Source organism: Arthrobacter sp. SO5 (assembly GCF_020532805.1).
In the GTDB taxonomy this organism is placed as follows: domain Bacteria; phylum Actinomycetota; class Actinomycetes; order Actinomycetales; family Micrococcaceae; genus Arthrobacter.
In genome coordinates this window covers 1-21,273 of sequence record NZ_MQTQ01000037.1, presented here as the reverse complement: position 1 = coordinate 21,273, position 21,273 = coordinate 1, and the positions used below count along the sequence as shown (strand labels likewise).

At 68.1% G+C, this 21,273-nt stretch carries 25 protein-coding genes; all 25 read left to right on the top strand.

The window, feature by feature from the left end:
* Positions 1-124: 124 nt before the first annotated feature.
* Positions 125-466: a flagellar basal body rod protein FlgB gene (flgB, locus tag BJG92_RS06590; RefSeq protein WP_232083227.1), complete on the top strand. Its 342-nt coding sequence runs from the start codon at positions 125-127 to the stop codon at positions 464-466.
* Complete coding sequence (locus BJG92_RS06585; RefSeq protein ID WP_232083226.1) at positions 466-858, top strand: flagellar basal body rod protein FlgC; 393 nt, start codon at positions 466-468, stop codon at positions 856-858. Before flgB ends, BJG92_RS06585 begins: the two co-directional genes overlap by 1 nt.
* Positions 858-1,163: a flagellar hook-basal body complex protein FliE gene (fliE, locus tag BJG92_RS06580; RefSeq protein ID WP_232083225.1), complete on the top strand. Its 306-nt coding sequence runs from the start codon at positions 858-860 to the stop codon at positions 1,161-1,163. The genes BJG92_RS06585 and fliE overlap by 1 nt, the downstream gene beginning before the upstream one ends.
* On the top strand, positions 1,163-2,770 hold the full coding sequence (gene fliF / locus BJG92_RS06575; RefSeq protein WP_232083224.1) for a flagellar basal-body MS-ring/collar protein FliF: 1,608 nt from the start codon (positions 1,163-1,165) through the stop codon (positions 2,768-2,770). The genes fliE and fliF overlap by 1 nt, the downstream gene beginning before the upstream one ends.
* The gene (gene fliG, locus BJG92_RS06570; protein ID WP_232083223.1) at positions 2,767-3,780 is read left to right on the top strand and encodes a flagellar motor switch protein FliG; all 1,014 of its coding nucleotides are present in this window, start codon (positions 2,767-2,769) and stop codon (positions 3,778-3,780) included. Before fliF ends, fliG begins: the two co-directional genes overlap by 4 nt.
* Positions 3,770-4,423, top strand: a complete 654-nt coding sequence (locus BJG92_RS06565) for a FliH/SctL family protein (protein ID WP_232083222.1) — start codon at positions 3,770-3,772, stop codon at positions 4,421-4,423. Before fliG ends, BJG92_RS06565 begins: the two co-directional genes overlap by 11 nt.
* Entirely contained in the window at positions 4,420-5,748 is a 1,329-nt protein-coding gene (locus BJG92_RS06560; RefSeq protein WP_232083221.1) for a FliI/YscN family ATPase, read from the top strand. Before BJG92_RS06565 ends, BJG92_RS06560 begins: the two co-directional genes overlap by 4 nt.
* Positions 5,745-6,179: a flagellar FliJ family protein gene (locus BJG92_RS06555; protein WP_232083220.1), complete on the top strand. Its 435-nt coding sequence runs from the start codon at positions 5,745-5,747 to the stop codon at positions 6,177-6,179. Before BJG92_RS06560 ends, BJG92_RS06555 begins: the two co-directional genes overlap by 4 nt.
* Positions 6,176-6,874, top strand: coding sequence for a C40 family peptidase (locus BJG92_RS06550; RefSeq protein WP_232083219.1), 699 nt, complete (start codon positions 6,176-6,178; stop codon positions 6,872-6,874). The genes BJG92_RS06555 and BJG92_RS06550 overlap by 4 nt, the downstream gene beginning before the upstream one ends.
* On the top strand, positions 6,871-8,505 hold the full coding sequence (locus BJG92_RS06545; RefSeq protein WP_232083218.1) for a flagellar hook-length control protein FliK: 1,635 nt from the start codon (positions 6,871-6,873) through the stop codon (positions 8,503-8,505). Before BJG92_RS06550 ends, BJG92_RS06545 begins: the two co-directional genes overlap by 4 nt.
* Before the next feature lie 18 nt (positions 8,506-8,523).
* Positions 8,524-8,973 (top strand): flagellar hook assembly protein FlgD, encoded by a 450-nt coding sequence (locus BJG92_RS06540; RefSeq protein ID WP_232083217.1) that lies wholly within the window; start codon positions 8,524-8,526, stop codon positions 8,971-8,973.
* Positions 8,974-9,004: 31 nt separating this feature from the next.
* Positions 9,005-10,168, top strand: a complete 1,164-nt coding sequence (locus BJG92_RS06535) for a flagellar hook protein FlgE (protein WP_232083216.1) — start codon at positions 9,005-9,007, stop codon at positions 10,166-10,168.
* Positions 10,169-10,415: 247 nt separating this feature from the next.
* Positions 10,416-11,414, top strand: a complete 999-nt coding sequence (locus BJG92_RS06530; RefSeq protein ID WP_232083215.1) for a right-handed parallel beta-helix repeat-containing protein — start codon at positions 10,416-10,418, stop codon at positions 11,412-11,414.
* A gap of 100 nt (positions 11,415-11,514) precedes the next feature.
* Positions 11,515-11,802, top strand: coding sequence for a flagellar FlbD family protein (locus BJG92_RS06525; RefSeq protein WP_232083214.1), 288 nt, complete (start codon positions 11,515-11,517; stop codon positions 11,800-11,802).
* 3 nt (positions 11,803-11,805) lie between these two features.
* Complete coding sequence (locus tag BJG92_RS06520; protein WP_232083213.1) at positions 11,806-12,621, top strand: motility protein A; 816 nt, start codon at positions 11,806-11,808, stop codon at positions 12,619-12,621.
* Complete coding sequence (locus tag BJG92_RS06515; RefSeq protein WP_232083212.1) at positions 12,618-13,445, top strand: flagellar motor protein MotB; 828 nt, start codon at positions 12,618-12,620, stop codon at positions 13,443-13,445. Before BJG92_RS06520 ends, BJG92_RS06515 begins: the two co-directional genes overlap by 4 nt.
* 47 nt (positions 13,446-13,492) lie before the next feature.
* A complete protein-coding gene (locus BJG92_RS06510) occupies positions 13,493-14,389 on the top strand; it encodes a flagellar motor switch protein FliM (protein WP_232083211.1) in 897 nt (298 codons plus the stop codon).
* Positions 14,386-15,114, top strand: coding sequence for a flagellar motor switch protein FliN (fliN, locus tag BJG92_RS06505; RefSeq protein WP_232083210.1), 729 nt, complete (start codon positions 14,386-14,388; stop codon positions 15,112-15,114). Before BJG92_RS06510 ends, fliN begins: the two co-directional genes overlap by 4 nt.
* Positions 15,115-15,714 (top strand): flagellar biosynthetic protein FliO, encoded by a 600-nt coding sequence (gene fliO / locus BJG92_RS06500; RefSeq protein WP_232083209.1) that lies wholly within the window; start codon positions 15,115-15,117, stop codon positions 15,712-15,714. It abuts the gene before it with no gap.
* Positions 15,711-16,601 carry a flagellar type III secretion system pore protein FliP gene (gene fliP / locus BJG92_RS06495; RefSeq protein WP_374199764.1) on the top strand — a complete coding sequence of 297 codons (891 nt, stop codon included), beginning with the start codon at positions 15,711-15,713 and terminating at the stop codon, positions 16,599-16,601. The genes fliO and fliP overlap by 4 nt, the downstream gene beginning before the upstream one ends.
* Positions 16,598-16,873 (top strand): flagellar biosynthesis protein FliQ, encoded by a 276-nt coding sequence (fliQ, locus tag BJG92_RS06490; protein ID WP_232083208.1) that lies wholly within the window; start codon positions 16,598-16,600, stop codon positions 16,871-16,873. Before fliP ends, fliQ begins: the two co-directional genes overlap by 4 nt.
* A gap of 1 nt (position 16,874) precedes the next feature.
* Complete coding sequence (locus BJG92_RS06485) at positions 16,875-17,633, top strand: flagellar biosynthetic protein FliR (RefSeq protein WP_232083207.1); 759 nt, start codon at positions 16,875-16,877, stop codon at positions 17,631-17,633.
* Positions 17,633-18,745, top strand: a complete 1,113-nt coding sequence (locus tag BJG92_RS06480) for a flagellar biosynthesis protein FlhB (RefSeq protein WP_232083206.1) — start codon at positions 17,633-17,635, stop codon at positions 18,743-18,745. The genes BJG92_RS06485 and BJG92_RS06480 overlap by 1 nt, the downstream gene beginning before the upstream one ends.
* 37 nt (positions 18,746-18,782) lie before the next feature.
* Entirely contained in the window at positions 18,783-20,831 is a 2,049-nt protein-coding gene (locus BJG92_RS06475; protein ID WP_232083205.1) for a flagellar biosynthesis protein FlhA, read from the top strand.
* On the top strand, positions 20,809-21,273 hold a 465-nt coding region (locus BJG92_RS06470; protein WP_232083204.1), incomplete at its 3' end, for a hypothetical protein. The genes BJG92_RS06475 and BJG92_RS06470, both read left to right, overlap by 23 nt.

The following is a 21,273-nucleotide window of genomic DNA, read 5'->3' as shown; positions in this document are numbered from 1 at the left end:
TGGAAAAACTGCCGTGTTTTCTCCTAACGCGCGGCTGAGCAGTGCCGATAACCACTGATAGAGCACGGATCGCTCGTTTGACGGCCACGGATCGGCCACCCGAAACCATCCCAGGCAGGACACTGTGCTCGAATCCGTGACTTCCGCCGCCTTGGCCAGCGCCATGGACGGCCTTGCGCTGCGCCAGCGCTCCATTGCGAATAACATCGCGAACGTCAACACGCCGAATTACCACGCGAAGCGCGTCAGCTTCGAGGCTGCCCTCGCCGACTCGGTGAAATCCGGGGAAGGTGCCGTCCGCGCCACTTCGGGCACGTCGCTCGAGCCGACCCAGTTGAACGGGAACAACGTCAACCTGGACACCGAAACCCTGTCCAACATTGACACCGTGCTGCGCTTCCAGTTCGCCGCCCGTGCCATCGGCGGGGAATTCAACGCTGTACGCGCCGCGATGAGGACCAACTGATGACGTTCGACGCAATCGGGATCGCCGGCTCCGCCCTGACCGTGCACCGCAAATGGCTCGACGCCGTCTCGGACAACCTGGCCAACATGAACAACGCCTCGCGCACCAGCGGTCCCGCCTTCCAGGCCAAATACGTGGAAGCCGCCGAAGGGTCCGAGGGTACCGGCGTGTACGTCAAGAGCACCCAGCTCGGCAGCGGCGAGGGCCGGGTCGTGTACCAGCCGGACCACCCGCTGGCGGATGCCAACGGCAACGTGAAGTACCCGGACGTTGACATGGCCGAACAGATGGGTGCGCTCATTATTGCCCAGCGCGGCTACCAGGCCAATGCGCAGGTTGTGGACCGCGCCCGTGAGACCTACCTTGCCGCCCTTGAGATCGGAAGATCCTAATGCCTGTTACCCCCATCGCCCCCGTCCAGGGCGTCATGCCCACGGACTACCTTTCCGGCGCGGGCGCGGTCCCCGGCACTGACGGCTCCGCCTTCGGCGCCTCGCTCACCGGCGCCGTGGATAACCTCCAGCAGCTGCAGTCGACGTCGAAAGAGCTCGCTGTCTCTGCCGTCACCGGCAACCTGGATGACATCCACAACGCCACCATCGCGGCCAGCCGCGCGCAGATCACGCTCGAGCTCGTTGCCACCGTCCGCAACAAGGGCGTCGACGCGTTCAACGAGATCATGAGGATGCAGGCCTGATGCCTCCGCAAATTACCGGCTTCTTCCAGCGCTTTGGATCAGGCCTCAAAGGATTCACCACCGGCCAGCGCACCGTCGCCGTGATCGGTGCCGCCCTCCTGGTGGTCGGCATCATCGCCCTGTCCGCCTGGCTCTCCAAGCCCACCATGACGCCGTTGTTCTCCGGCCTCAAGGACACCGACGCCAACGGCATCGTGGAGCAGCTGCGCAAGGACAACGTCCCCTACGAACTCAGCGACGGCGGCTCCACGATCCTGGTGCCGGAGGCCAAGGTCTACGACGAGCGACTCAAGGCCGCCGCCGCCGGGCTGCCCACGGCCGCCGCCACCGGCTACTCCCTGCTCGACAAGATGGGTGTCACCTCCTCCGAATTCCAGCAGTCCATCACCTACAAGCGGGCCCTCGAGGGCGAGCTCGCGAGCACCATCACGGCCATGGACGGGGTCAAGACCGCCGCGGTGCGCCTTGCCATCCCGGAAAAGACCGTCTTCGTGTCCAAAACCCCGGACACCACCGCCTCGGTGTTTGTGGAAACCGCGCCCGGCACCACGCTCTCCGGTGACAAGGTCCAGGCGATCGTGCACCTGACCTCCGCCGCCATCGAAAACCTCAAGCCGGCCAACGTCTCCGTCGTCGACTCGCAAGGCAACGTCCTGTCCTCCGTCGGCGGCGGCGCGGCCGGGTCCGCAACCAAGCAGGCCAGCGACTACCAGCAGCGCACGTCCGACGCGGTCAAAGCCGTGATGGACCGCGTAGTGGGTCCCGGAAACTCCACCGTCGCAGTTGCCGCCGATGTCACCGGTGAGTCCGCCCAGCAGAAGAGCGAAACCTTCTCCAATGCCGAGGGTGCGCTTCCGCTGAGCGAGTCCTCCAAGAGCGAGAAATACACCGGAACCGGCGGAGGCGCCGCCGGCGTCCTCGGCCCGGACAACATCGCCGTTCCCGGCGGCACGAGCGGCAACGGCAGCTTCGACTCCTCGACCGCCACCAAGAACAACGCCGTCAACAAAGTCACCGAGGACCGGGTGATTCCGCCCGGTGCGGTCAAGCGCCAGACGATTTCGGTGGCCGTCAACCAGTCCGCCGCCGGCGGGCTGAACCTGGGCTCGCTGACCTCACTCGTCACCGCCGCAGCCGGGATCGACACCGCCCGGGGCGACGTCGTGACTGTGGAAGTGGTGCCGTTCAGCACGGCAGCCGCGGACCAGGCCGCCGCCTCCCTGGAGGCCGCCAAAGCCGAGGCGGAAGCGAAGAAGCAGGCCGCGTTCTTCGGGACGCTGATCACCGCCGGCAGCATCCTGCTGGGGCTGCTCATCCTGGCCCTCGTCATCGCCCTGGTGCTGCGGCGCCGCCAAAAGCGCGAACCCGTGGACCTCGGCGAGCGCCTGGACCTGGACTTGCTGCCGGTCATGCCTGCCGTTTCCGCGATCGCAGCACCGCCCATGACCTCGGCAATCCCGATGACCGCGCTGCCGCCGCTGCAGCCGTCGCCCTCCCAGCTTGAGGACGAGATGCACCGCCTCGAGATTGACAGCATGGTGGCGAACAACCCCGAAAAGGTCGCCGACTACCTCCGCGGCCTGATGGATGACAGGCAGCCGGTATGAAACTCGCCGATTCGACCCTCACCGGCACCCAAAAAGCCGCCGTCGTCCTGATGCAGATGAGCCCACCCAACGCCGCCCGCGTGATGGCGCAGTTCACGGACTCTGAGGCAGAAGAAATTGCCGCCGAGATTGTGCGCCTGCGCAAGGTGGACCCGGTAGTGGCCGAGCAGGTCATGACCGAATTCCGCGAAAGCGCCCTGTCCGCGCCCCGCCAGGCCCGGGGTGGCCGGGAACTGGCCGAAAACCTCCTCGAAGCCTCGTTCGGCGCAGCGAAGGCGGCCGGACTGATCAACCGCCTGGCGGTCAACGTGGCGGGCCGTTCCTTTGAATTCCTCGAAGACATTGAACCGGTGCAGGTCCTGGCCCTCATCGACGGCGAACTGCCGCAGACCATCGCGCTGGTCCTGGCCCACCTGAGCCCGCGGAAGGCCTCGACCGTCATGTCCGGGCTGCCCGGCTCCCTCCGGGCCGACGTCGCCCTGTGCATCGCCACCATGGGTTCCGGCGCGCCCGAAGCGATCGGGATTGTCGCCGAAACCCTCAAGGTGCGCGGCGGGGCCGCCGTCTCGCAGCAGGCCTCCAAGGTGGTGGGCGGCATCCAGCCGCTGCTGGAAATCATCAACAAGGCCGACGCCAGCACGGAACGCTCCGTGCTGGACGGCCTGGACCTGCTGAATCCGGAGCTCGCCGGCGAGATCCGGGCCCAGATGGTGACCTTCGACGACATCGTGAAACTGGAACGCCGGGACGCCCAGCTGGTGCTGCGCGGGCTGGATTCGACCGTGCTGGCCGTCGCCATGAAGGGCGCTTCCGAAGCGGTCCTCGAAGCCATCACCACCAACGTCTCCGGCCGCAACCTGGAAATCCTTGAAGCCGAAATCGCCGCGCTGGGACCGCTCCGCACCTCGCAGATCGAAGAGGCCCGCGCCGCCGTCGTCCGCTCCATCCGCGAGCTGGATGCCGAAGGCGAGATCACCATCCACCGCGATGAAGAAGACTATGTTTACTGACGGGTCCGCGGCCGGCAGCGCTCCGGCCCGGATCGTCTTCCCCTCCCTGCGCTCGAGCAGCCCTGCCAGCGAGCAGGCCGGCTACACCGAGGGCCACGCCGCCGGCTATGCTGCCGGCGTCCGCGCCGCCGCCAAGGAACAGCGCCGCTGGCGGGACCGGATGGCAGCCGAACAGGCCGCCGCGCTGGCCTCCGGGCAGCAGGACCTCGACCGTGCCGTGCGTGCCCTCGCCGTGGCCAGGACCGACTTCGCCAACCGCAACGTTCAGGCCCTGGAGGACGCGGAAGAGGTCCTGGCCCGCACGGCCCTGGAACTCGCCGAGGCCATCCTGGGCTACGAACTGGCCGAAGGCACCAGGACGGCACGCGCCGCCCTGGACCGTGCCCTCGCCGGAAACGACGCCGCCACCGTGCTGGCCATCCGGCTCAACCCGCGCGACGTCGAGGTGCTCGCCAAGGAGGGCCAGGACCTGCCCGCCGGCCTGCCGCTGATCGCGGACCAGTCGCTGAGCCGCGGGGACGCCAAGGTTGAATACCAGCAGGGCTGGCTCGACGCGAGCCTCAGCTCCGCCCTGGCCCGCGCCCGCGCCGCCCTCCTCGGGGACCACGGCTGGGCAGACAGTGCCCCGGGAGGCCGGCCATGATCACCGAATGGCGCCCCAAGCGGGCCGACTACGCCGAAGCGCTCAAGGCTGCCGCCCCCCAGCGGGTCGGCGTCGTCACCTCGGTCATGGGCCTGGGACTTGAAGTATCCGGGCTGGACTGCGCGCTGGGCGATCTGCTGACCGTGGGGCAGAACCCGGGTCTCGACGCCGAAGTGGTGGCGGCCCTGGACGGCTCTGTGCGCTGCATGCCGCTGGGCCGGCTGGCCGGTGTTGCGGCGGGAGATCCCGTCCGGGCCAAGGGCGGCAGCGTTCTTGTCCCCACCGGACCGGGACTCTTCGGCCGCGTCATCGACGGCCTCGGCCGGCCGATCGACGGCAAGGGCCCGCTCCACAGCGGACCCCGCGTGCCCATCGACAACGAAGCCCCGAACGCGATGAAACGCGCGCGCATCGACACGGCGTTGCAGACCGGGGTGCGGGTCCTGGACACGATGACCACCCTCGGCAAGGGCCAGCGCATGGGCCTGTTCGCCGGCTCCGGCGTCGGCAAGTCCTCCCTGCTCTCGATGATCGCGCGCGGCACGGACGCCGAGGTGTCGGTGATCGCGCTCGTGGGGGAGCGCGGGCGTGAAGTCCGCGAATTCCTGGAGGATGATCTTGGCGCGGCCGGCCTGGCCCGCTCCGTCGTCGTGGTCGCTACGTCGGACGAACCGGCCCTGATGCGCATGCGTGCCGCCTTCACCGCCACCCGCATCGCCGAATCGTTCCGCGACAAGGGCCAGGACGTGGTCCTGATGATGGACTCGCTCACCCGGGTGGCCATGGCCCAGCGCGAGATCGGCCTGTCCGCCGGGGAGCCTCCCGCCACCCGAGGCTACCCGCCGTCGACCTTCTCCATCCTGGCCCGCCTACTGGAGCGCGCCGGCACCGCCGAAACCGGGTCCGTCACCGGCATCTACACCGTGCTGGTCGACGGCGACGACCACAACGAACCGATCGCCGACGCGGCCCGCTCCATCCTCGACGGCCACGTGGTGCTGGACCGGAAACTGGCCGTCACCGGGCATTTCCCCTCTGTGGACGTGCTGGGCTCCATTTCCCGCGTCGCCAGCAAGGTCAATTCCCGTCCGCACCTCGAGGCAGCGGCGTCCCTGCGCCGGGTCCTGGCAGCCCGCAAGGCGGCACAGGACCTGATCGACGTCGGCGCCTATCAGACAGGTACCAACCCGCTCGTGGACGCGGCCCTGGACCACGAACAGGAAGTTAACGGCTTCCTGCAGCAGCCGATGGACGAATCCACGGCCCACCCCGAGTCCTGGATGCGGCTCGGCCACCTCACATCGATTCTTGGAGCCGCAGCATGAACCGCGAATTCTCCCTGGCAGGGCTACTGCGCCTTCGCCAGATCCAGCAGGACCAGGCCGCCTCAGGCCTGGCCCGAGCCCGCTCGCGATCCAGTTCCATGCGGACCCGTGAAGCCGCCGCCCGCCGCGAACTGGCGGCCACGGACGAGCCGATCTCCGGCTCCGCGTCCCTGCGGGCCATTGCGGCAGCCCGGTCTTCGTCGCACAGCATGCTCGCCGACTTGCAGAACCTCGGGAAGATCGCCGAGACCGAGGAAGCGGCCGCCCGCAGCGAGTTCATCGCCGCCCGCACCCGCTCCGTCGGCCTCGAAAAGCTGCAGGCCCGCCACCACGCTGAGGTCACCACCGAGGACCTCCGCGTCGAGCAGTCGGCCCTGGACGAAATCGCCTCGACGCTCTGGCACCGCGACGAACAGCAGGTGAAGTCATGAGCATGACCGAGGCAATCGGCCGGATGCAGGGCATCCAGTCCATGATTTCGGAGCTGACGAAGCCCGCCGCCGCCGCGGAGAGCAAAGCCGCCGCCCTGAAGTCCGCCGCAGCAACCTCCCTCGCCACCGGGACGGGCAGCGGCGACGCCGCCTCCTTCACCCAGGCGCTCACCGCTGCGTTGGGCGGGACCGCCGGGACCGATGTTTCCTCGCTCGCCAACAACCTGGGGCTGGGAAGCACGACGGCGGTCAGCGCGCTCAAGGGGCTCACCGCGCCCGGCACCGCACCCGTTGCCGGCACCGCCCCTGCCGCAGGCGCCGCAACGGGGACCGGCGTCGTCGCCATGGCGAAGAAGTACATCGGCGTTCCCTACGTGTGGGGTGGCACCAACCCCGCCACCGGGATGGACTGCTCCGGCTTCACCCAACGCGTCTTCAAGGACCTTGGCGTCGAAATTCCGCGCGTCGTGAGCGACCAGATGCGCCAGGGCACGCCCGTGGCCTCGCTGGCCGAGGCCAAGCCCGGGGACCTCCTGGTCAGCTTCGGCGGGGACCACATCTCCATCTACCTGGGCAACGGCAAGGCGATCGACGCCCCAGTTCCGGGCAAGACCATCCAGATCCGCGACGCCTGGGAACAGCACTCCAACCTCACATCCATCCGGCGGATCGTCCCGGCAGGGGCTGGGTCATGAAAGGCGTGGATCTGGCCGCCACGCTGGCCCCGCCCCTGCAGGCCCGGGGCGCCCAGCAGGGCACACGCTCGCGTTCCGAGGCAGGGAGCCCCGACGCGGGCTCCTTCGACGCCGTCTTCAACGACGTCCACAGCGTTTCTCCCGGTAAGGTGACCGACGCCGACACCTCGGGTGACGGCCCCGCCGACGCCGCTGTTCAGCCGTCCGACGGCGCTGCGCAGCCTGCCGGAGGCGCTTCTGCCCCCGGGCAGGACGCCGCCGCTGCCGCAGCACGTGACGCCGCAGCCTTTGCCGGCTCCGCGTTTGCCGGCTCCGCGTTTGCCGGCTCCGCGCAGGTGGCCGCCAGCCTCGAGGGCACCCAGCAGAACGTCGTGGCAGCGGCACTTGGCCTTCCGGCCACCCGCCGCCACGAGCCGTCGACGACCCCTGCGGCGGACGTGGCAGCGACGCCCGGACCTGATCCCCGCCTTGCAGTCCCGGCAGCGCTCCTGAACGGAAACACTCAGGCTGCGACTACGGCACCGCCGGCCGCTCCGCAGGCGTCGGACGCCGCGACCGGACAGACGCCCCGCTTGCAGCCCGTGACTGCGTCAACGGCCGCCGCCGTCGCGGCACAGCAGTCCGCCGGACCGCCGCCTGCGCCCGGCACCGCCGCTCCACTTGGGATGCCTGCAAAGGGTATTCAGGACGTAGCACCCACGGCAATCCTCGGCACCGCGCCGTCGCACGTCGTTGCCCCGGCACTGCCCGCAACCCTGGCAACCCCAGTAGCTCCCGCAACCCCGGCAGCTCCCGCTACCCTGGCAGCTCCGGCTACCCCGGCAGCTCCGGCAGCTCCCGCTACTCCGGCAAGCCCGGCAGCTCCGGCAGCTCCCGCTACTCCGGCAAGCCCGGCAGCTCCGGCAGCTCTCGCTCCCGCCGCGGCCGCCGTGACCGCAGGCAGCGCCGCAGTCAGTTTCGCCGCCGTCGCGACCGCCGAGAGCATGCCCGTCGGCCCCGTCCGTCCCGAGAACACCCCCGCCGCAACACCCTCCGACGCACTCGCCGCGGCCGCGGCCGCGACGGGCGCCGCCACGCCGCCGACCAGCCAGCCGACTCCGGCGGCAGCGCCGTCCGCTGCGCAGCCCGCAGCCCAGGCGCCGTCCCAGCCCGGTGCCACGCTCCAGCCGCAGCTCGCCAAACCCCTCTTCACGTTGGCGGGGGCTCCGCACGGGCAACACGTCATGACCCTGAAGGTGTCTCCGGAAGACCTGGGCCCGATGACGGTCCGGGCACATATCGATGCTGCCGGCGTCCGCATCGAGCTCTTCGCGCCCGGCGACGCGGGCCGGGAGGCGATCCGCGGGATCTTGCCGGACCTTCGCAAGGAACTTGCCGGTGCCGGCTTCGGCGCGAGCCTCGACGTCTCCGATCACAGCGGACCCGGGACCACGGCCCGGGACGGCACGGGCCAGGACGCGGCAGGCCGGAACGGCTCCGGACGGGACGGCAGCGGCTCCGGGCAGGGCAACCGTAACGCTCCGGACGAACCGCGCACCGGCCACCGGTGGGACGCCCTGGCGGACGGTGCGGCCCTGCGCAACGCCAGAATCCTCAACGGCCCCCAGACCACCCTCGACATTCTTGCCTGACACGAAGGAACGCGACTCATGACGATTCAGCCCATCGCCCCACAGCCTGTCGCCCCACAGCCGGTCACGGCCGCGGGGGAGACCTCGAAGGCAGCAGCCGTTCGCGCGCCCGTGCAGACCATGGATTCGGACGTCTTCATGTCCCTCCTGGTGGCACAGCTCAAGAACCAGAACCCGAGCGCGCCCATGGACACCAACCAGATGATGAGCCAGACCATCCAGCTCTCCATGATGGAGAAAATGCAGGAACTGACCACCAACAGCAAGGAAGGATTTTCCCTTCAAATGCGGCAGGCCGCCGCGCAGTTGATCGGCCATTCCGTCGGCTACACGCTGGGCGACGGCACTACCGGCACGGGTATCGCCAGCTCCGTGTCCTACTCCGGAGCAGTCCCGACCGTCAAGATTGGCGAACTCTCCATCCCTCTCGACTCCATCACCGGGCTCACCGCGCCGGCCGCTTCCTGACAAGTTTTCCACCCGTAGAAAGGCAGTTCCCATGCTCCGCTCGCTGTACTCCGGAATCTCCGGCCTTCGCGCCCACCAGACCATGCTGGACGTCACCGGCAACAACATCGCCAACGTCAACACGGCCGGCTTCAAGGCGTCCTCCACGCAGTTCCAGGACACCCTCTCGCAGATGACCCAGGGTGCCTCCGCGCCGCAGGGGGAGTCCGGCGGCAGCAACCCGGCGCAGATCGGCCTCGGCGTCCGCGTCGCCGGCGTCAGCACCAACTTCGCCCAGGGCTCCTCGCAGAGCACCGGACGCGCCACAGACATGATGATCTCCGGCGACGGCTTCTTCGTCACGAGTAAGGGCGGCCAGCAGCTCTTTACCCGCGCCGGATCCATGACGTTCGACGCCGCCAGCCAGCTGGTGAGCCCCGACGGCGGAATCTTGCAGGGCTGGACCGCCCAGAACGGCGTGGTCAACCAGGCCGGCGCCATCGGCGACATTACGCTCAACCCCAACACCATGGTCGCGACCCCCACCACCACGGTGACGCTGGACGGGAACTTGCCCGCAGAGGCCGGCACGGCATCCTTCGACCGCGTCGTCAAGGTCTACGACGCCGTCGGCGCCCCCAGCGACCTGACCCTCACCTTCGTGCAGCAGTCCGCCACTTCCTGGGGCGTGTCGGCCGATGGCGGAGCCACGATTGCTGACTCGATGAGTTTTACCGACGGCAAGCTGACCTCTTCGGGCAAGCTGAATGTCGCCGGCAAAACCGTCGATGTGAGCCAGGTGTCGTCCTTCGCCGGCATGAGTTCCCTGACGGTCAGCGGCCAGAACGGCTCCGCCGTCGGCAAGCTGGAGTCCTTCACGCTCGGCAACGACGGCTCCCTGATCGGCTCGTTCAGCAACGGCACGAAGCAAGTTCTGGCCAAGATCGCGCTGGCCAAGTTCACCAACCCCGCCGGCCTGGAGAAATCAGGCGCATCCTCCTACGTCGCCACCGCCAACTCCGGCAACGTCCAGCTCGGCGCGGCCGGCGACCCCGGAATCGGCAGCCTCGCCGGCGGATCCCTGGAAATGTCCAATGTGGATCTCTCCCAGGAATTCACCAACCTGATTGTTGCCCAGCGCGGCTTCCAGGCCAACGCCCGCATCATCACCACCTCCGACGAGGTCCTACAGGAGCTCGGCAACCTCAAGCGCTAAGTCCCGCCCGGCGGCTCCCGGACCACGGCACCAGCCGTGGTGGGGGAGTCGCCGTCGCGTTTCCGCTGAACACCGGGCAGCTCCAGCCATAGCGCAGACTGGCACTTCCGTGGAGAATCGGTGCTGTGAGAGCTGGAATGCCGCGGGGATGAGCGACCTCGACGAGTTTCAAGGAACTGCGCCTGCGCCTGGCGGCCAATCGCCAGGGCCGCGGCCGGCCCGCTACCTGGGAGCGGGCCGGTCCTTCATGAGGAGCCGGCACTTCCTGAAGTTCGCCGTCATGGCCGCGGTCTTGGCAATTGTCTGGGCAGGCATTGCCTACTTTGTGACACCGTCCGGCACCGGCATCCCCCCGGAGGCCACCATCGGGGTTCAGCCGGATGCAGTGCTGACCCCCTACAACACTGCAGGCGCGGACCTGATCATCACCAAGGACGGCACCCTCCTGGAGGGTTTGGATATTTGGGGCGACATCAAAATCCGGGCCGCTCAGGTGACTATCCGGAACTGCCGGCTGCGGGGCGGACTGCAGATCCCGGCGAACAATACCGGGATCGTCGACGCCACGGACGCCGGCGTCGTCGGGCTGCTGGTCGAGGACAGCACCATTGCCCCGGAACGGCCGTCCTACTTCCGCGACGGGATCGTGGGCCACGACTATACGGCCCGCCGGAACAATATCTACGGCAGCAACGACGGGCTCGGGATCTTCAGCCGCCCGGGCGGCACCCCGGCCGCAAACGTCGTGGCAGAGGGCAACTACATCCACGACTTGAGCTACTTCAGCAATGACCCCGCCCATGCTGACGGCACCCACAACGACGGCATCCAGGTCCAGGGCGGCGAGAACATCCGGATCACCGGCAACCACGTGATCGCGTCCACCGTGCGGGGCCCGGGCAGCAAAGCCAGCGCCCACGGTAAGCACGCGAGCGCGGCGATCTTGCTGCAGCAGAACGTCGCCAGGCTCTCCGGCGTCGTGGTCGACAATAACTGGCTGGACGGCGGCCAGAGCAGCATCGTCATCGACAACGCCGATTACCCCGCGATCGCGGTGACCGTCCGCGCGAACAAACTGGGCCGGAACCAGTTCGATTTCGGCAACAACTCGAAGTACCCCGTGCGCATCATCGACTGCCGGGCCAGCACCGTCACGGGCCTGGCCACCAACGTGTGGGCGGATACCCTTGAGCCGCTTGGCGAAGGGACCGCTGCCGGGATCCGGTACGACCGGAACTGCTCGTAACAGCCGCCTAACGAAGCAGGCGGCCATGCCGACAGTAGGAGGAGAACACCTTTCCCCTTGCTGAGCAACGCTGAGCAGACTAACAAAGCAGAATCGGCCCATGATCGTTGTCACACGCCTCAACGGAACGCGCTTCGCGATCAATCCGGACCTGATCGAGCGTATCCACGAGAGCCCGGACACCCACCTCGTGACGCTCGACGGCGCGGCGTACGTGGTCCTGGAAAGCCTCGCGGAAGTGGTCGAACTCATTGCCGACTACCGGGCCTACGTCCTCAGCAAGGCGCGGGATTTTCCCGCAGTCACGGGGTACCCGTTAAGCCTGGTTCCGACGTCGGACACCGAGGACGACGCCCGCCGCCCCGCGCCAGAGCAACCAAGAAAGTAAGCCATGGATCCCGCTACAGTCATCGGACTGCTCCTCGCCTTTGGCTCCGTCATCGCCATGGTGACCCTGGAGGGCGCCAACATTACGTCCCTCCTGCTGCCGGCCCCCATGATCCTCGTTTTTGGTGCCACCCTCGCGGTGGGCCTCGCCGGCAACACCCTCAAGGACGCGCTGCAGGCCTTCAAGGCGTTGCCGGCGATGTTCATGGGCAAGACGTCCCGGCCCCAGGACAGCATCGACCAGATTGTCCGCTTCGCCGAAAAGGCGCGTGCGGAGGGTCTGCTCTCCCTCGAAGAAGAGGCCGCCAGCGTCAAGGATCCCTTCCTGGCCCGGGCGTTGCAGAACATCGCCGATGGCACCGACGCCGAGGACCTCCGGGTGCTCCTTGAAGATGAGATCGACTCCAAATCGCGAAGCGACCACGCCAACTCGAAGTACTTCGCCAGCCTGGGCGGCTACGCCCCGACCGTCGGCATCATTGGCACCGTGGTGTCCCTGACCCACGTCCTGGAAAACCTCTCCAAGCCCGACGAACTGGGGCACATGATCGCCGCCGCGTTCATCGCCACCCTGTGGGGCCTGCTCTCCGCCAACTTCATCTGGCTCCCGTTCAGCTCGCGCATGGCACGCCTGTCCGAGCTGGACATCGAACGGATGACGCTGCTGATGGAAGGCGTCCTGGCCGTGCAGTCCGGCGCCCAGCCTCTGCTGCTCGCCGAACGGCTCCGGTCCATGGTCCCCGAACACCAGCTCAAAGCTTCCGGCGGCGGCAAGAAGGACGCCGACAAGGGCGCGGACAACCTGGACAAGGCCGCGTGAGTTCCCGACGCCGCCCGCGCAAGAAGCCGGAGGAGCACCACGTCGACGAACGCTGGATGGCCTCCTACATGGACATGGTGACGGTGCTCATGTGCATGTTCATCGTGCTGTACGCCATGTCGACGGTGGACGCCAATAAGTTCGAGAAGCTCCGCAACTCCCTGGCTACCGGCTTTGGTGCGACCGTAAGTGAGACCGTGGACACCGCCTCGGGAACGGTTGTGCCGCCGGAATTCGCGGACAAGGACTCGGAGTCCTTCGCCGCCGAGAAAACCGCCCTCGCCCCGGCCGCACCCGACGCGATGGCAGCAGCCCTCAAGGAAGTGGACCGGCTGCACGCCCTCGAAGAGCGGATGAAGGCCGGCCTGGCCGCCGCCGGACTCAGCGACAACGTCGAGTTCCAGATCGACCAGCGCGGCCTGACGGTGAAGCTGGTCGGGTCCCAGGCATTCTTCGAACCCGACCGGCCCGAGCTGACATCCCGGGCCTCCCAGGTCCTGCAGATCATTTCCCCGATCCTCGGCCCGGCAGCCCTGGAGATCATGGTCGAAGGCCACGCGGCGAACGGAATCACCGCCTACCCCTCCACCTGGGAGCTTTCCTCGGCGCGCGCGGTCAACGTGCTGCGCTACATGGTGGACCGCGGCGGGATCCCGCCGGCGACCATCGGCGCGGTCGCGTTCGGCTCCGCCCGGCAGGTCAACGACGATTCCACCCCGGAACTCATGGAACGCAACCGCCGGGTGGACATTGTGATCATCTCGGACCAGCCCGACGTCGTCAGGGCCTTGATCCCGGAAGCACTGAAGCTTAGCCAGAAATAGCGGGCGGATTGCTTACGGCGGCGGATCCCTTGCCGATAGTGGCAACCGTGAGTGTTCTGGATGAGCGGGAAGTAGTACGGGAGCGGGCCGTAACCCTCTACGACTTCCGGCGTCCCGCGACGCTGGCCCGGGAACACAGCCGCGTCCTCGAACTCGCTTTTGAAACTTTCGCCCGCCAGTGGGGCACCCAGCTGACCGCCAAGGTCAGGGTCAAGTCCGTGGTGCGGCTCGACGATGTCACGATGCAGAGCTACGACGAGTATGCGGCCTCCCTGCCCGCCGTGACCGCCATGGTGCTGTGCACGGTCGAGGCCCACGATTCCAAGCTTGTTGTGCAGTTCCCCGCCCCCGCGGCCCTCGGCTGGGTGAACCGCATGCTCGGAGCGTCCAAGGACGGGCCCATGCCGGACCGCAAGTTCACCCAGATCGAGCAGGCCCTGGTCAAGGGGCTCATGGACGAGGCCCTCGAGGACCTCGGGTACTCCCTCGGCCCGCTGCTGAGCGAAGACGTCCGGGTGGACACCATCCAGTACAACTCCCAGTTCGCCCAGGCCGCAGCGCCCAGCGAACTGATGATCGTCGCGGCATTCACCATGAACGTCGGCGATATGAGTGCCCCGGCCACTCTGGCCGTCCCGGCCGCCATCCTGCTGGGGCGGCTCAAGAAGGTCAACCCGACCGACAACCGCGGCGACGCCGCAGTGCGCGTCAGCGCTCAGCTGGAACGGGTTCCGGTGGAACTGTCGGTGCGGCTGTCGACGTCGTTCGTCACCCCCAGCCAGATCCTTGGCCTCGCCGTCGGTGACGTCCTCACCCTTCCGCACCTGGAAAACCGCCCGTTTGACCTCACCCTGAACGGCACCAGGCTCGCCACCGCCGCACCGGCGCGCAACGGATCCCGGGCGGCCGCAGTTATTGTCACAATCGAGGAGAATCAGCGATGAGCATCACCCTGACCAGGCACGAATCGTCGGCGGAACGGCTTGTCGAGGAGCTGCCGAGCCCGGTGGCCCTCAAGGTTGTTGCGCTGGTCCCCGCACGGGCAGCCGCGGCCTATGCCCGCCAGGCCGTCACCGCGACCTTCGTCGGTTCCGTCACCGCGGACCTGGCCCTCATGCTCAGCGACCGCACCTTCCTCGACGAGGCCGCCGGCGGGATGACGGGGAGCCAGCTCGGCGTCGTTTCCGTGACCGACGTGCTCCGCCCGGCCATGGAAAGCGCCAGTTCCGTCTTCGGCGCCGGCGTCCTGAGCGACCTCCGCGAATCGGATGCCTCCGGGCTGCTCTCCGACCCCGATACTGCCGTCTTTGAACTCTCCGACGGCACCAGCCCCGCAGCCTGGTTCGCCGTGCGGCTCCGCGAGCACAGCGCCGGCCAGGACCGCGGCGGCGACGTGTTCGCCGGCGGCGACGCCGTCGCCGGGCGCCTGGGCCGGATCAACAACATCGAGATGGCCCTGACCGTGGAGATCGGGCGCACCCGGATGTCGGTGCGCGACGTGCTCTCGCTGGAACCGGGCAAGATCATCGAACTGGACCGCTCGGCGGGCGCGCCCGCGGACGTCCTGCTCAACGGCCGGCTGATCGCCCACGGCGAAGTCGTGGTCCTGGACCAGGACTACGCGGTCCGGATCACGCGCATCCTCGATGTGGCCGAGGGGCTCAGCTGAATGGACTCACTGATCCTCGGGCTGCGGGTACTCGTGGCCCTGGGCGCGGTGCTTGGCCTCATGTGGGTGCTGCAACGCCGGCTCGGCAAAGGCACCGGGCGGCGGCGGGCTGACCGTGCCCTGACCGTCGTCAGCCGCCAGAGCGTCGGCCAGAAAGCCTCTGTGGTGGTCGTGGACGCCGCCGGCCAGCGCTTCCTGCTCGGCGTCACCGACCACACCGTCAACGTCCTGCACACGGGCGAGATCCCGCCGGAAACGGAAGACGCGTCGGCTCCCGAGAGCCGCCGCGGTGCCGGCGAGTTCGCCCGCATCCTTTCCGGCTTCGGTCCGCTGTCCGGCGGCCGGAACAGCTTCGAGGCCGACACCCCGGATGCGTCCGGCAAGGCCACAGGGGAGCCCGGCAACGGCGCGGGGGAGAGCGCGGGTGCCGCGTCCGACGGCGTCCCGCTGTCCCGGCGCAGCACCCTGCACCGCGATCCCCACCCGCGCGGCCCCGCAACGCGCCAGGGTTCCGGCCACCCGCCCATGCACGGTTCCATTCTTGCCGGTTCCACCTGGAAGCAGGCCGCTGCCGCTCTCAGGAGCGGACGGCGCAATTGATCCGCCGTCTTTCCGCCCGTCCCGCACGCCCCGCCCGTCCCGCACGCCCCGCGGCGGCTGCGGCCGACAGGAACCAGGGCGCCCGGGTCCTGGTGCTGGGGCTCGCCGCCGTCCTCCTCGCGGTCCTGCTGCTGTGGCTGAACGCCTCGGCCGGCCACGCCGCGCCCGTCGACCCCACCCCGCCGGTCGCCCCCGTGGATCCGGCGAACCCGGGCGGCGACGTCAACATCCAAATCAACGGCCTCGACGGCAAACCGTCCACCGCCGTCCTGACCCTGATCGGGATCACGCTGCTCTCGGTGGCGCCTTCGCTGCTGCTGATGATGACGTCCTTCACCAAGATTTTCGTGGTCCTGGCCATGACCCGCAACGCGCTGTCACTGCCGTCCATCCCGCCGAACCAGGTGCTGGCGGGGTTGGCGCTGTTCCTCTCCATCTTCGTGATGTGGCCCGTGATCAACGAGATGAACACGATCGGGATCCAGCCCTATCTGAACGGAACGCTGGACTTCAACGGTGCCGTCAGTGCAGCCTCCGGCCCGCTGCAGCAGTTCATGCTGGCCCACACGCGCGAGGAGGACATCGCCCTGATGTCCCGGGCCTCGGGCGCGGAGAACCCGGCGACGCCCGAGTCCGTGCCGCTGCAAAGCCTGATCCCGGCGTTCATGATCTCCGAGCTGCGGGCGGCGTTCATCATTGGCTTCGTCATCTTCATCCCGTTCCTCGTGATTGACCTCGTGGTCTCTGCGGCCCTCATGTCGATGGGCATGATGATGCTTCCGCCGGTCATGATCTCGCTCCCGTTCAAGATCCTCCTGTTCGTCCTCGTGGACGGCTGGGGGCTGATCATCACCTCGCTCATCCAAAGCTATGCGGGCACCGGATGAACGCCAACGCCGTCCTGGACATCTGCCTCCAGGCCATGATCGTGGCCGCGAAACTCTCCGCACCCGTCCTCGTGACGGCGTTGGTGGTCGGGCTCGCCATCGCGCTGGTGCAATCCATCACCCAGCTGCAGGAAGCCACCTTGTCCTTCGTGCCGAAAGCAGCGGCCGTGGCGATCGCCCTCGTGATCTGCGGACACTGGATGATCTCGGAGATGGTCTCCTTCACCAACGACCTCTTCGCCAGGATCCCGTCCCTGCTCGGAGGCCTGTGAGGTGGGCATTCCGATCGACCCGACGTGGCTGGAAGTGCTTTTGCTGGCCACCGTCAGGATGACGGCATTCCTGATCGTGGCACCGCCCTTCGCCCACCAGGCGTTCCCGGGACGCATCAAGGCCATGCTCGGACTCGGACTCGGCCTGGCCGTCTCGCAGCGGGTTTCCGTCGGCTACGCGGCCCGGGACACCGCCGGTTTCCTTACCGGGGTTGTCCTGGAGCTCGTCACGGGCCTGGCACTGGGGTTCCTCGTCCTCGTGATCTTCGCCGCGATCCAGTCCGCCGGCAGCCTGATCGACCTCTTCAGCGGCTTCCAGATGGCGCAGGCCTTCGACCCGCAGATGATGGTCAACGGCGCGCAGTTCACCCGGCTCCTGCAGATGGCGGCGCTGGCGCTGCTGTTCTCCTCGGACGGCTATCAACTTGTGATCACCGGGCTGACGGGGAGTTTCGCGGCCCTGCCGCTTGCCGGCGGCATCGATCTGGCCCAGCCGGTCCAGGCCATGACGACGGCGGTCACCGGCATGTTCCTCGCTGCGGTCCAGATCGCCGGACCCCTGGTGGTGGTGCTGTTCCTTGCCGACGTCGGGCTGGGCCTCCTGACCCGGGTGGCTCCGGCGCTGAATGCCTTCTCGCTGGGCTTCCCGCTCAAGATCCTCCTGACGCTGTCGCTGGCAGGCTTCATGTTCCTCGCGCTGCCCCGCATCGTTTCCAGCCTCGCCGGCCAGGCCGCCAAGTCAGTCCTGGGGGTGGGCTAGTGGCGGATTCACAGGAAAAAACCGAGCAAGCCACCGATAAACGGATGAAAGAGGTCCGCTCCAAGGGCCAGCTTTCCCGGTCCCAGGACCTCACCGCGTGGCTCGGCATCGGCGCCGCGGCCGTCATGGTCCCGGCCACCATCGCCCGTGCCGCCAACGCGGCCACGGACCAGCTCTTCAGCGTCCGCAGCATCGTGGCGGCGCCGGACCCGGGCAAAGCCGTCAAGGCACTGGAAGACGGCCTCGCCGCCATCGCCGGAATCGTCGGCCCCATGCTGCTGGTCGTGTTCGTGGTGGTCCTGGCCGGATCCGCGCTGCAGGGCGGCGTGCACTTTAAGAAATTCAAGGCCGACTTCGAGCACTTCAAACTGCTCGGCGGGCTCAAGCGCGTCTTCGGCATGCAGGCGGTCTGGGGCGGGGTCAAGGCGTTGCTGAAGACCGCCGTGGTGGGCCTGGTCCTGTACGGCGTGGTGCAGGGGCTGGTTCCGGTCCTGCTGACCGCCGGGGGCTTGCCCGTGTCCGGCGTCGTGCAGTTCGCCGGCGGCGGTGTGGCCTCGCTGATCCAGTTCGCCGTGGCGGCCGGCATCGTGCTGGCGGCCGCGGACTTCTTCGTTGTCATGCGGCGCAACCGCAAGAAGACCCGGATGTCCAAGAAGGAAGTCCAGGACGAGAACAAGAGCAGCGAAGGCGATCCGCTCATCCGGTCCCAGCGCCGGGCACGGCAGATGGCCATGAGCCGGAACCGCATGATCTCGGCGATCGGAGATGCCGACGTCGTCCTGGTCAACCCCACGCACGTGGCGGTGGCACTGAAGTACGAACCCGGAAAGTCCGCGCCCCGCGTGGTGGCCAAGGGTTCGGGCCATGTTGCGGCGAGAATCAGGGAAGAGGCCGAGGCGAAGAGCGTGCCGATGGTCCAGGACATCCCGCTGGCCAGGGCACTGCACGGCGCCTGCGAGCTGGGCCAGGAGATCCCGGTGGATTTCTACCGCGCCGTGGCCGGGGTCCTCGCCTTCGTCATGGCGCTCAAGGCCCGCGGCGCCGCCTCCGGGATGCACCGCATGAGCAGCGCGGCCCCTGCCGTGGGAAGCGCCATGGCAAGCACCGTATGACCACGTTTCGAAGCAGCGTCTGTGAAAGGACCGCACCATGATCAAGAAGCTCGCCCCGCTGACGGTGCCCATCGGCATTGTGGGCATTGTGCTGCTGCTGGTTGTTCCCGTGCCCCCGCCGCTGCTGGACTTCCTCATTGTCTGCAACATTCTGCTGGCGCTGCTGGTCCTGCTGACCAGCATGTTCGTGAAGAAGCCCCTGGACTTCTCCGTTTTCCCCTCGCTGCTGCTGGTCGCGACGCTCTTCCGGCTGGGCCTCAACGTGGCCTCCACCCGGCTGGTGCTGGGGCAGGGCTACGCCGGCCAGGTCATTGAGGCCTTCGGCAAGGTGACCGTGGGCGGTTCCATGATCATCGGCGCGGTGGTGTTCCTGATCCTCGTGGTCATCCAGTTCGTGGTGGTCACCAAGGGTGCCGAACGCGTCGCCGAAGTCGGTGCCCGTTTCACCCTTGATGCCATGCCGGGCAAGCAGATGGCGATCGACGCCGACCTTAACGCCGGGCTGATCACCGACACGCAGGCCCGCGAACGGCGGGCCGAGGTTTCCGCCGAGGCCGACTTCTACGGCGCCATGGACGGAGCCTCGAAGTTCGTCAAGGGCGACGCGATCGCCGGCCTCATCATCATCATCATCAACTTCATCGGCGGCATCGCCATCGGCATGGTGCAGCGCTCGATGGAGATCGGCGACGCCGTGAGCACCTACGGCATCCTGACCATGGGCGACGGGCTCGTCACCCAGATCCCGGCCCTGCTGATGGCCGTCTCCACCGGCATGATCGTGACCCGCTCGAACGCCGAATCGGACATGGGCCGCACCGCGTCCACGCAGCTGATGCAGTCACCGAACGCGCTGATGATCGCCGGCGTCGCCGCGATCGCCATGGCCCTGATCCCCGGCATGCCGCCCATTCCGTTTGTGCTGGTCGGCGCGGGGTTGCTGTTCGCGTCCCGCCGGATCGCGGCCAGGCAAAAGCAGGACGAGCTGAGCCGCGACGCCGAGGCGACGGCGCTGAACTTCCCCGAGATGGATCCCAACGACAAGCTGCTCGAGGACATGCGGATCCATCCGGTGGAGATCCTGCTGGCCCCGGACCTCGTGGACATGGTCTCCGGCGCCTCTGATGACCTGCTGGCGCGCGTGCGGTCGCTGCGGCACAAAATCGCGATGGAGCTGGGCCTGGTCATTCCGCCCGTGCGCACCCGGGACAGCGTGGACCTGCCGCTGTCCAGCTACGCCATCCGGATCGCCGGGGTGGAAGCGGGCCGCGGCACCGCGCCCAGCGGCCAGATGCTCGCCCTGGGCGACAGCCTCGATTCGCTGCCCGGCATCGCCATGATCGAGCCGGTGTTCGGCCTGGCCGGCAAATGGATCCCGGCGGAGATGCGGCACAACGCAGAGATGACCGGCGCCACCGTGATCGACCGCGTCTCCGTCCTCGTGACGCACCTGTCCTCGATTGTCACGGCCAACGCCGCCCGGCTGCTCTCCCGCGAGGACGTCCGGGTCCTGACCGAGGGCGTGCGGAAACAAAGCCCCTCCGCCGTCGACGAGCTCACCCCGGCACTGCTCTCCCTGGCCGAACTGCAGCGCGTTCTCCAGGGCCTCCTGGACGAACAGGTCCCCATCAACGACCTCGCCCGCATCTACGAGGCGCTCACGCTCCGCGCCAAGATTTCCACCGACCCGGAATCGCTGGTCGAGTCTGCCCGCCAGGCCCTCGGCCCGGCGCTGACGGCCAAGTTCATGGACGGGCCCGTGCTCAACGTCATCATGATCGACCCGCTCCTGGAGCAGCACATGCTCGAGGACATGCGGCCTGCGGAAGGCGGCAGCCAGATCGTGATGGGGCAGGACCGGCTCGACGCCGTGCTGCGCTCCGTGGGCTCCGCCGTCGACGCCGCGGCCGCCGCCAACCGGCAGGCCGTGCTGGTCTGCGCTCCGGCGCTCCGGCCGGCCATCCACCGGCTCGTGGGATCCCAGCCGGGCTCAGTGCCCGTGCTGTCCTACCGCGAAGTCACCTCAGCCAATGTCCGGATCGAAACAGTAGGAGTCGTACGCCATGCCGAACCACTTTCGGCTTAAGGGATCCTCGCTGGAGGAGATCCGTCGCAAGGCGGAAAAGCAGCACGGGCCCGGCGTCCGCATCGTCTCCGCGGAACGCGTGATCAGCCCCGGGATCGCCGGGCTGTTCGCCGGGGACCGCTACGAGGCAATGGTCGAAGTGGTTGCGGGCCGCGAGGTTGTCACCGGTGAAGTTGTTCCCGACGCCGACGTCCTGGCCGAGGGAATTCCAGCCGATGCCGCCGCAGGCGAAGTGCCCGCCCGCACCAGCTCGCGTGCGCCGGCTGCCCCGGCCCACCAACTCCACGGTGCCGCCATCGCAGCGCTGCTCGAGGAGGCGGACGCGGCCGAGGTCAGCATGCACCGGCCCGCCAACGCAGGCCTGTCCACAGAGTCCCCGGACTTCGCCGAGCTGCTCGCGCAGCTCGGCGCCGGGCTGCGCGCACCCGCACCCGCCGCACCC